The 10,914-nt window shown below is 64.2% G+C and carries 9 protein-coding genes; 6 read left to right on the top strand and 3 right to left on the bottom strand.

The genetic code is table 11. The features are described from left to right. Nucleotide 1 precedes the first annotated feature (1 nt). From FHS03_RS17490 to xerD, 5 genes are all read left to right on the top strand, one after another. Nucleotides 2–994, top strand: coding sequence for a TRAP transporter substrate-binding protein (locus FHS03_RS17490; protein WP_183442236.1), 993 nt, complete (start codon nucleotides 2–4; stop codon nucleotides 992–994). 63 nt (nucleotides 995–1,057) lie between these two features. Beyond that, nucleotides 1,058–1,621, top strand: coding sequence for a TRAP transporter small permease (locus tag FHS03_RS17485; RefSeq protein ID WP_183442235.1), 564 nt, complete (start codon nucleotides 1,058–1,060; stop codon nucleotides 1,619–1,621). Then, complete coding sequence (locus FHS03_RS17480; RefSeq protein ID WP_183442234.1) at nucleotides 1,618–2,898, top strand: TRAP transporter large permease; 1,281 nt, start codon at nucleotides 1,618–1,620, stop codon at nucleotides 2,896–2,898. Before FHS03_RS17485 ends, FHS03_RS17480 begins: the two co-directional genes overlap by 4 nt. 420 nt (nucleotides 2,899–3,318) lie before the next feature. Then, nucleotides 3,319–3,840 (top strand): methylated-DNA--[protein]-cysteine S-methyltransferase, encoded by a 522-nt coding sequence (locus FHS03_RS17475; protein WP_183442233.1) that lies wholly within the window; start codon nucleotides 3,319–3,321, stop codon nucleotides 3,838–3,840. Then, complete coding sequence (gene xerD / locus FHS03_RS17470) at nucleotides 3,816–4,718, top strand: site-specific tyrosine recombinase XerD (RefSeq protein ID WP_183442232.1); 903 nt, start codon at nucleotides 3,816–3,818, stop codon at nucleotides 4,716–4,718. Before FHS03_RS17475 ends, xerD begins: the two co-directional genes overlap by 25 nt. Nucleotides 4,719–4,727: 9 nt before the next feature. On the opposite strand, the gene FHS03_RS17465 is transcribed toward xerD, so the two are convergent. Next, the gene (locus tag FHS03_RS17465) at nucleotides 4,728–5,936 is read right to left on the bottom strand and encodes an MFS transporter (RefSeq protein ID WP_183442231.1); all 1,209 of its coding nucleotides are present in this window, start codon (nucleotides 5,934–5,936) and stop codon (nucleotides 4,728–4,730) included. A gap of 140 nt (nucleotides 5,937–6,076) precedes the next feature. On the opposite strand from FHS03_RS17465, the gene FHS03_RS17460 reads away from it, so the two are divergent. Then, the gene (locus FHS03_RS17460; protein WP_183442230.1) at nucleotides 6,077–6,253 is read left to right on the top strand and encodes a hypothetical protein; all 177 of its coding nucleotides are present in this window, start codon (nucleotides 6,077–6,079) and stop codon (nucleotides 6,251–6,253) included. Nucleotides 6,254–6,454: 201 nt separating this feature from the next. Here the strand turns inward: FHS03_RS17460 and FHS03_RS17455 are convergent, their stop codons facing one another. Both FHS03_RS17455 and FHS03_RS17450 read right to left on the bottom strand, forming a co-directional pair. Continuing rightward, nucleotides 6,455–9,610 (bottom strand): efflux RND transporter permease subunit, encoded by a 3,156-nt coding sequence (locus FHS03_RS17455; protein ID WP_183442229.1) that lies wholly within the window; start codon nucleotides 9,608–9,610, stop codon nucleotides 6,455–6,457. 5 nt (nucleotides 9,611–9,615) lie between these two features. Next, on the bottom strand, nucleotides 9,616–10,848 hold the full coding sequence (locus FHS03_RS17450) for an efflux RND transporter periplasmic adaptor subunit (protein WP_183442228.1): 1,233 nt from the start codon (nucleotides 10,846–10,848) through the stop codon (nucleotides 9,616–9,618). Nucleotides 10,849–10,914 lie beyond the last annotated feature (66 nt).

The raw sequence follows: 10,914 nt of genomic DNA, 5'->3' as shown, positions 1-10,914 counted from the left end.
TATGAAACTCAAGTCCATCCTGGTCGTGTTGAGCGCGGCCGCCTGCATCACCTCCAACGCCTTCGCCCAGGCGCCCATCGTCATCAAGTTCAGCCACGTGGTGGCGACCGACACGCCGAAAGGCCAGGCCGCCGAGCGCTTCAAGCAGCTGGCCGAGAAGGCCACCAATGGCCGCGTGAAAGTGGAAGTGTATCCGAACAGCCAGCTGTATAAGGACAAGGAAGAGCTGGAAGCCCTGCAACTGGGCGCGGTGCAGATGCTGGCCCCCTCGCTGGCCAAATTCGGCCCGCTGGGCGTGAAAGAATTCGAAGTCTTTGACCTGCCTTATATCTTCCCGACCAAGACCGCGCTGTACAACGTGACTGAAGGCCCGATCGGCAAAGGCCTGCTGAAAAAGCTCGAAGGCAAGGGCATCACCGGCCTGGCTTACTGGGACAACGGCTTCAAGGTCATGTCGGCCAACAAGCCGCTGAAGATGCCGGCCGACTTCAAGGGCCAGAAGCTGCGCATCCAGTCCTCCAAGGTGCTGGACGCGCAGATGCGCGCCCTGGGCGCCAACCCGCAGGTGCTGGCCTTCTCCGAGGTTTATCAGGCCTTGCAGACCGGCGTGGTGGACGGCACCGAGAACCCGCCATCGAATATGTACACCCAGAAGATGCATGAGGTGCAGAAGCATGTGACCGTGTCCAACCACGGCTACCTGGGCTATGCCGTCATCGTCAACAAGAAGTTCTGGGACGGCCTGCCGGCCGACGTGCGCGGCCAGCTCGAAGGCGCGATGCGCGAAGCGACCGTCTACGAAAAAGCCATCGCCCAGCGCGACAACGATATGGCGCTGGAAGCCATCAAGAAAGCCGGCAAGACCCAGATCTACACGCTGAGCGCCCAGGAAACGGCGGAGTGGCGCAAAGTCCTGCTGCCGGTGCACAAGCAGATGGAAGACCGCATCGGCAAAGACCTGATCGGCGCCATCAACAAGGAAAGCGCGAAGTAAGCGCAACCTGATGAGGACGGCCGCTGCGCCGTCCTTTTTTTCTCCAATACCGGAAGAGACACCATGAAATTCCTGGACCACCTGGAAGAGTGGATCATTGCGTTCCTGATGGGCGCAGCCACCTTCATCATTTTCGTGGCGGTGGTGCACCGCTACCTGGCCGGCTTGCCCATCCCCGGGCTGCAGGACTACCTCATCACCCTCAACACCAGCTGGGCGCAGGAACTGTGCATCTATATGTTCGTGTGGATGGCCAAGTTCGGCGCGGCCTATGGCGTGCGCACCGGCATCCACGTCGGCGTCGACGTGGTGATCAACCGCCTCAGCCCCGCGATGCGCGGCAAGTTCGTGATCTTCGGCCTGCTGGCCGGCGCGCTGTTTACCGGCATCGTCGGCACCCTGGGCGCCAGCTTCGTGTGGGAGATGGCGCACACCGACCAGACCTCGGCCGATATGGAAGTGCCGATGTGGCTGGTGTACCTGGCCGTGCCTTGCGGCTCTTACCTGATGTGCTTCCGCTTCCTGCAAGTGATGGTGCAGTTTGTGCGCACCGGCGAATTGCCGAAACATGACCATTCCCACGTCGAGGGACTGGACGAAGAGCTGGAAAAAGGAGCCAAGGCATGAACGCGCTGATTATTTTTGTCCTGCTGCTGGCACTGATGCTGACCGGGATGCCGATCTCGATTTCGCTCGGCCTGACGGTGCTGACCTTCCTCTTCACCATGACCGACGTGCCGATCGAATCGGTGGCCCTGAAGCTGTTCACCGGTATCGAGAAGTTCGAGATCATGGCGATCCCCTTCTTCATCCTGGCCGGTAATTTCCTGACCCACGGCGGCGTGGCGCGGCGCATGATCAACTTCGCCAGCTCGATGGTGGGCCACTGGCACGGCGGTCTGGCGCTGGCCGGCGTGATGGCCTGCGCGCTGTTCGCGGCGGTGTCGGGTTCCAGCCCGGCGACCGTGGTGGCGATCGGCTCCATCATCCTGCCGGCCATGGTCAAGCAGGGCTATCCGAACCGCTTCGGCGCCGGCGTGATCACGACCTCGGGCGCGCTGGGCATCCTGATCCCGCCTTCGATCGTGATGGTGATGTATTCCGTCACCACCAATACCTCGGTCGGCAAGCTGTTCATGGCCGGCGTGGTGCCGGGCCTGATGCTGGCCTTCCTGCTCGGCTTGACCACCTGGTTCTTGGCCAAGAAGCACAACTACCCGCGCCTGAAGAAAGCCACCTGGGGCGAACGCTTCACCACCTTCCGCCAGAGCGCCTGGGGCTTGCTGCTGATCGTGATCGTGATGGGCGGCATTTACTCCGGCGTGTTCACCCCGACCGAGGCGGCCGCCATGGCCGCCGTGTACGCCTTCTTCATCGCCGTCTTCGTCTACAAGGACTTGAAGATCAAGCAGGTCGCCAAGGTGCTGCTCGATTCGGCCTCGATGTCGGCCATGCTGCTCTACATCATCACCAATGCCGTGCTGTTCTCCTTCCTCATGACCAGCGAGAACATCCCGCAGGCCATGGCGGAATGGATCACCGGCAAAGGCCTGGGCGTGGTCAGCTTCCTGCTGGTGGTAAACATCCTGCTGCTGTTGGCGGGTAATGTGATGGAGCCTTCGTCCATCGTGCTGATCATGGCGCCGATCCTGTTCCCGGTGGCGATGAAGCTCGGTATCGATCCGGTCCACTTCGGCATCCTGATCGTGGTGAATATGGAGGTCGGCATGTGCCATCCGCCGGTGGGGCTGAACCTGTATGTGGCCTCGGGGATCACCAAGATGGGCATCTCGGAATTGACCGTGGCCGTCATGCCGTGGCTGCTGACCATGCTCGGTTTCCTGATGCTCGTGACCTACGTACCACAAATCTCGATCTGGTTGCCTAACTTGATTTACTCCTGAATCAAATAAATCCTTTCCTAAAATAAACAGGGAAAATCGGCGCGCCATCGGTTATGATGGCGTCGCTCCCAAATGGTGCAGATTGCATATGGAAATGCACCAAGGTAGCAAGGACATCGGGTTTAGTGGGGAGTGTAGAAGAACCGGTAATCAATACCGCGGATACATGAGGAGACACGTGGCTTACAGAATGTCGTTGGAAAGCAGCTAAGGGCGGCCACAAGCCAGCTACAGCGCGCCAAACGGCCGGGGCCGCGCAATATGTTAAAACGCACCGTAAGGTGCGTTTTTTTTTAGCCTTGCACCGCAAGCTGCGGTTTTTTTTGGGGGCTTGCAGCGCAAGCTGAGTTTTTTATGCCCTTGGCCGTTGCGCGGCACTCGTGTAGCATGAATGCCACAAGAAGCAGGGGAGCAACTGTGATGAAAACGCAACAAGGCAGCGAACTTTTTTCCGCCATTATCCACGTACCTTTTGGCGCGCTGGGCATCCGCACCGCGGGCGCTCTGGTGACCGAGCTGTTCTATCTGCCGGCCAGCTATGCCGAGAAAGCGCCGCAGGACGCGCTGGCCGAACGCGCGGCGCGGCAAGTGCTGGCCTACTGCGCCGACCCCGACTCCCCATTCGATTTGCCGCTGGCCCAGTTGGGCAGCGAATTCCAGCGCCGCGTCTGGGACACCATCCGCGGCATCCCGCGCGGCCAGGTGCGCACCTATGGCGAGCTGGCGCGCCACCTCGGTTCGGCCGCGCGCGCCGTGGGCCAGGCTTGCGGCGCCAACTACTTCCCGTTGGTGATTCCCTGCCACCGCGTGACCGGCGCTAATGGCCTGGGCGGCTTTGCCGGCGACGATAACCAGCAGGGCTTTACGCTGGGCGTGAAACGCTGGCTGCTGGCGCATGAAGGACATAGCGAATACGCATGGCAGCAGACAACCTTGCTCTGATCGACGAGTTCTGCGACAGCCTGTGGCTGGAAGACGGGCTGTCGAAAAATTCCCTGGATGCGTACCGGCGCGATATGCGCCTGTTCCTGCGCTGGCTGGAAGTGGCGCGGCCCGCCGTCGGCAGCCTGCTGGCCGTGGCCAGCCACGATATCGAAGCCTACTTTTCGGCGCGGCATGAACAGACCAAGGCCAGTTCCGCCAACCGCCGCCTGTCGGTGCTCAAGCGCTTTTACCAGCTGGCCTTGCGCGAACGGCGCATTGCCGAAGACCCCTGCTTGAAGCTGGCCTCGGCCAAGCAGCCGCAGCGTTTCGTCCATACCCTGAGCGAAGCCCAGGTCGAAGCCTTGCTGGCCGCGCCCGACCTGCGCTCGCCGCTCGGCCTGCGCGACCGCACCATGCTGGAATTGATGTATGCCAGCGGCTTGCGCGTGTCGGAACTGGTGGAATTGAAGACGCTGGAGCTGAGCATGAACGACGGTGTGCTGCGCATCACCGGCAAGGGCGCCAAGACGCGCCTGGTGCCGTTCGGCGAACAGGCGCGCTTGTGGATCGAGCGTTATCTGAAGGAGGCGCGCGGCGCCATCCTCAACGGCCAGCAGGACGACGCCCTGTTCGTCACGGGACGCGGCGGCCCGATGACGCGCCAGATGTTTTGGGTGGTGGTGAAAAAGCATGCGCTGAAAGCCGATATCACGGCCCCGCTGTCGCCGCACACCCTGCGCCACGCCTTCGCCACCCACCTGCTCAACCATGGCGCCGACTTGCGCGTGGTGCAGCTGCTGCTGGGCCATTCCGATATTTCCACCACCCAGATCTACACCCATGTGGCGCGCGAGCGGCTCAAGCAGCTGCACGCCGTGCACCACCCGCGCGGCTAGGCGTGGCCCTTAGCCGGGCACGCGCGGCGCTTGCGGTGCGGCCGCCTCGTCCAGATGGCATTGGCCATACAGCACGGTAAACAGCACCACGCAGCCGGCGGCCAGCGCCATGCCGAAACCGGCGCGCGCGCCATACAGATCGACCAGTTGGCCGGCCGCCGCCGCGCCCAGCGCCAGGCCGATGCCCAGGCCCGTCACCAGCCAGGTCAAGCCCTCGGTCAGGCGGGCATTGGGCACCATGCGTTCCACCAGGCCCATGGCCACGATCAGCGTCGGCGCGAAGAACAAGCCGGCCAGCAGCACCGCCGCCGACAGGCTGAGGATATTGTTGACGAACAGCAGGGGCAGGGTGGTGGCCGCCGTCGCCAGGCCGGCCAGACGCAGCAGTTGCGGCAGCGGCTGCTGCAGATGCAGGGCGCCGAAAGTCAGGCCCGCCACGCAGGAACCGATGGCATACATGGAGAGCACGATGCTGGCCGCGGCCGGCTCGCCTTCCTGGCGCGCGAACGCCACGCTGACCACGTCCACCGTACCGGCGATGGTGCCCATGGCCACCATCAGCAGCATCAGCACGCGCATGCCGTTTTTGGCCAGCAGCGGCGCCTGGTAGCCCTTGACGCGCGCATGCACCGGCGGCTCGGTGGCGCGCTGCAGCACGAAGGCGGCCACGCCCGCGCCCAGCAGCAGCACGGCCGCCAGCGGCCCGGCTTCGGGGAAGAGGGCCACGCTCAGGCCGACCGAGATCGGCGGCCCGGCGATAAAGCAGACTTCATCGAGCACCGATTCCAGCGCATACGCCGTTTGCAGCTCGGGCCGGCCACGGTAGATTTCAGTCCAGCGCGCGCGCGACATGGCCGACATGCTGGGCATGCAGCCGGCCAGCGCGGCGAAGACGAACAGGGTCCAGTCCGGCGCCTGCAGATGGGCGCACAGCAGCAGGGCCAGCATGGCGGCGATGCTGGCGCCGGCCGCGCGCGGCAAGACCCGGCGCTGGCCATGGCGGTCCACCAGGCGCGAGACCTGGGGCGAGAGCAGGGCGGTGCAGAGGGCGAAGGTGGCGGCCACGGCGCCGGCCAGGCCGTAGGCGCCGCGCATCTGCGCCAGCATGGTGATCAGGCCGATGCCCGTCATCGAGATCGGCATGCGCGCCAGCAGGGCGGCAAGGGCGAAGCGGCGGCTGCCGGGAGCGCGGAAAAGCTTGCGATAGGGATTGACCATGGCTTTGGTATTAATCTAGTCGAAATATCAATGCGCGCCACACTCTAGCACCAATCCATCTTTCTTGCTGGCATGCCGGTTTGATCTGGCCGCTAGGGGGCGGGCGGGCACTGGGGCATAATGGGGGCAGGAGGTGCCCCATGGCAAAGACGAATTTCCAGTACGAGAAGCGGCAGCGCGAGTTAGAGAAGAAACGCAAGGCCGAAGAAAAAGCGCGCCGCAAGCAAGAGGCGAAGAACCATCCGGCCGGCGAGCAGGAGGCCGACGAAGCCGGCTTCGACAGCAGCGAAACCGACACCAGCACCGCCGACGACTAAAGCCGCCGCAGCCCAGCCCGTGTCCACCTTGGTGCCTGGCACCAAGGTGGACACGGGCTGGACTGTAAAAAAAAAGCGGGGAGGGCGCCCGGCGCCTCCCCGCTGTGTGGTGCAAACCCGGGGCGCGGCAGCCCCGCCCCGGGTTTGGTGATAAGCCGCCGAATCGTCCCCGCACGGCGCGGGGACGGGGTGGGCGAACCGTTAGGCGACTTCCGCCGCCTTGTCTCGTTTGCCGGCCACGGCCAGCGGGGCATGGCTGCCCTGTTCTTCATGCGCGTCCTCGGCGCTGCCGAACCAGCGCGCGCAGCGCTTGCCCAGCGTGTCCAGATAGCTGTAGGCCACCGGCACCACCACCAGGGTCAAGAGGGTGGAGGTGATCACGCCGCCGATCACGGCGCGGCCCATCGGCGCCTGCGTTTCGCCGCCGTCGCCAAAGCCGATGGCCATCGGCAGCATGCCGAAGATCATGGCCAGCGTGGTCATCAGGATCGGGCGCAGGCGCACCTGGCCGGCCGCCAGAATCGCCGCGCGCTGGCCCTGGCCGCCCTGCTGGCCATGGTTGACGAAGTCGACCAGCAGGATCGCGTTCTTGGTCACCAGACCCATCAGCATGATGATGCCGATCACCGAGAAGATATTCAGCGTGCTGCCCGTCACCAGCAAGGCCAGCAGCACCCCGATCAGGGACAGCGGCAGCGACACCATGATGGCGATCGGCTGCAGGAAGCTGCCGAACTGCGACGCCAGCACCAGGTAGATGAAGATCACGGCGATGCTCAGCGCCGTCACCGCGCCGCCCATGGTTTCGGCCATTTGCTGGGCGTTGCCGCCGACGTCGAAGCGCACGCCGGCCGGCAGCTGCATGGTGTCCATGGCTTTTTTCACGTCCTTGTCGACGTCGCCGGCCGGACGGCCTTCGACGTTGGCGTAAATCGCCACGCGGCGCTGCAGGGCCTGGCGTTTCAGCACTTGCGGGCTGAAGGAGGGGACAAAGTCCACCACCTGGCGCAGCGGCACCATGATGGGGCGGCCATCGGCGTCCAGCTTGCTCGACGCGAGCGAGAGGTCGGCCAGGTCGGCCACGCGCTGGCGGCCCGACTTCGGCAGCTGCACATTGACTTCATAGTTCTGGCCGTCGCCAGCCAGCCAGTAGCTCACGGTCTCGCCCGCGACGAAGGGACGCAGGGCGACGCCGATCTGCTGCACGTTCAGGCCCAGGTCGCTGGCCAGCTCGCGGTTGATCTTGATCGTGGTCGACGGGTTGGCGCCTTCCTGGCTGTATTCGAGGTCGGCGATGCCCTTGATCTTGCGCATCTTGGCCATCAGCTCGTGGGCAGCCTTGTCCAGCTTGCTCTCGTCGGTGCCGAGAATGGCGATGAAGATGGGCTTGTCGCCGTCGCCCAGCGAAGTGGTCACGCCGGCGATCGGGGCCAGGCGCTTGCGGATCGCTTCTTCGAGCTGCTTCTGGGTGCGGCGCTGGTGCACGTTCTTGTCGAGCAGCTTCAAGTGCATGTCCGCCATATGGCGGCCTTCCGGCTTGCCCACGTTCGACAGCACGGCTTCGATTTCCGGGAAATCTTTCAAGGCCGTTTCGATCTGGCGGATCTTGGCATCGTTGTATTCCAGGCTGGAGCCGACCGGCACCTTGAAGGTCAGGCTGATCCAGCCGCGGTCGGTTTCCGGCATCATCTCGCCGCCGATCTTCGGCACCAGCATCAGGGAGCCGACGAAGATCAGCAGCGCCGCCAGCAGCGTGGTCTTGCGCCAGTGCAGCGCCCATTCCAGCACCTTGCCGTACCAGAGGTGCAGCTTGTCCACGCCGCGCTCGGTGAATTCCATGAAGCGGCCCAGCCATGGCACATACTTGAAGCGGTCCTTGGCCGGATCGCGCCATACCGAGGACAGCATCGGGTCGAGCGTGAAGCTGACGAACAGCGAGACCATCACGGCCACCGCCACGGTGATGCCGAACTGCAGGAAGAAGCGGCCGATGATGCCCTTCATGAAGGCGACCGGCACGAACACGGCGACGATGGCGAAGGTGGTGGCCATCACGGCCAGGCCGATCTCGTTGGTGCCGTCCTCGGCCGCCTTGCGGTGGCCCTTGCCGAAGCCCAGGTGGCGCACGATGTTTTCGCGCACCACGATGGCATCGTCGATCAAGAGGCCGATGCACAGCGACAGCGCCATCAGCGTCAGGAAGTTCAGCGTGAAGCCGAAGGCTTTGAGCGCGATGAAGGTGGCCAGCACGGCGATCGGCAGGGTCAGGCCAGTGATCACGGTCGAGCGCCAGGAGTGCAGGAAGAAGAACACGATGATCATGGTCAGCACCGCGCCTTCGACGATGGTGCGCTTCACATTGTTCAACTGGCTCTGCACGCGGTCCGATTCGGAATCGAGGATGCTGAGCTTGACGTCCGCGGGCAGGGTCTGGCGCAATTCCTCGACCACTTTCTTGACGCCGCTGCCCACTTCCACCACATTGGCGTCCTGCACCTTGGTGATGTCGAAGGAGATCGAGCGCTTGCCGTTCACGCGCGACAGCGATTCCTCTTCGATTTCGCCGTCCACCACCTCGGCCACCTGTTCCAGGTAGACCGGGCCGCTGGCGCGGCGCGCCACGATGATCTTGTTGAATTCGCGCGCGTCCTTGAGCTTGCCCTCGACGCGCACCAGCTGTTCGCTGACGCCGCGGCTGATGCGCCCGGCCGGCAGATTGGTATTGGTGGCCTGGATGGCGCGCATCACCTCATCGACGCCGATGCCCTGGGCCGTCATCTCGTTCGGCTTCAGGCTGATCAGGATCTGGCGCTTGGACAGGCCGAAGGTGTTGACCTGGCCGACGCCGGGCACGCCCTGGAAGCGCTTGACCACCACCTGGTCGGCCAAGGTCGACAGGTCGCGGATGCTGCGCGTGTCCGAGGTCATGCTCAGGTTGACGATGGGCTGGGCGTTGTCGCCTTCGGCGCGCGCGATGAAGGGGTCTTTCGCCTCTTTCGGGAAGCGCGGGCGCACCAGGGCCACCTTGTCGCGCACGTCCTGCATCGCCTTGTCCATATTGGTGGACAGCTGGAATTCGATGTAGACGCCGGAACGGCCTTCCCAGGAGTTGGCGCGGATGGTCTTGATGCCGCTGACGGTGTTGACGATGTCTTCGACCGGACGCGTGATATCGTTTTCCACCGCCTCCGGCGAGGCGCCCGGATAGTTGACTTCGATGGCGGCGAACGGAATTTGCACATTGGGCATGCTCTCCACGCCCAGGTCGCGGTAGGAAAAGATGCCGAGCACCATCAGCGCCACCATCACCATGGTGGCGAAGACCGGGTTACGGATACTGATCTTGGTAATCCACATGGCGCTTAATCCTGCTTAGCCAGCATGGCGGCCTTGTTCGGGGTGGCGCCGCCGGCGGGCGCGGCGGGCAGTTTCACCTTGTCGCCCGGCTTGACGTTCTCCAGCTTGGCGACGATGACCTGGCTGCCTTGCTCCAGGCCGCCGGTCACTTCGGCATAGCCTTCATCCTCGCTGCGCAGGCCGATGGCGACCGGCTGGGCCACCACCTTGTTCTGTTCCACCTTGAACACCACGTCCTTGCCCTCGTGCTTGCGCAGGGCCGCCAGCGGCACCAGCGGCATCACGGCCGATTTCTCGGTGACGATGCTGCCCTTGGCGAACATGCCGCCGCGCAGGGCGCCGTCGGCATTGGCCACGCTGACGTACACCAGCATGGCGCGCGAACCGGCTTCGGTGGTGGGGTTGATGCGCGCCACTTTGCCGTGGAAGGGGCGCCGCTGGAAACCATCGACCTGGAACTGCACGTCCTGTCCCACTTTCACGCGCGGGATTTCGGTGCTCGGCACCTGGGCTTCGAGCACCAGTTCGGCCAGGTTGACGATGGTATAGACGGGCATGTCAGGCGCGACTTTTTCGCCCGCCTGCACATGACGTTTACTGATGATGCCGCTGAACGGGGCGCGGATTGTGCTGTCGTTGAGCGCGATGCGGGCCAGTTCCACCTGGGCAGCGGCAGCCTTGACATTGGCGCGCGCCAGTTCCACCGCGTTGGCCGTGCTGTCATAGGAATTCTGCGAAATATACTGTTGGCGCAGCAGGGCCTGGCTATTGCCCTCGTTCTTCTGCGCCAGCGCCAGGCGGGCCTGGGCTTCGTCGAGCTGGGCTTGCTGCTGCTTCAGGCGCGCCTGGGGATCGGCCTGGTCGATACGGGTCAACACCTGGCCGGCGCTGACGGCCATGCCTTCGCGCGGTGCCGACTCGTGCACCTGGCCCGAGACCTTGGCCTTGATCGTGGCCTGGCTCACCGGCACCAGCGAGCCGGAGAGCGGCAGGCTGACGGCCAGCGCGCGCGCCTCGACGGCGGCGACATCGCTGCCGGCCAGCTCGTAGACCTCGATCTTGTCTTTTTTGCCATCCTTGCCCTCGTCGTGGGCGGCGCTGGCGGGCGCGGCATCGTCCTTGGCGTGGTGCAAGACCGTCCAGCCGCCGCCGACTACGCCCAGCAGCACCAGCGCGATCACGGGCTTGCGCCAGCGCGGCATGCGGGACTGTTTCAGGGGCAGGGTTTCGAATGTCATGCTGGTCTCTCTAATGATGTGGGGCCGCTGCCGGCGGGTGAGGCGATGCTGGCACTTTACGGATTT

This window comes from Pseudoduganella violacea, assembly GCF_014191875.1.
GTDB lineage: Bacteria > Pseudomonadota > Gammaproteobacteria > Burkholderiales > Burkholderiaceae_D > Rugamonas > Rugamonas violacea_A.
Note: the sequence above shows the minus strand (reverse complement) of the source record. Positions and strands in the feature narration are given on the sequence as shown.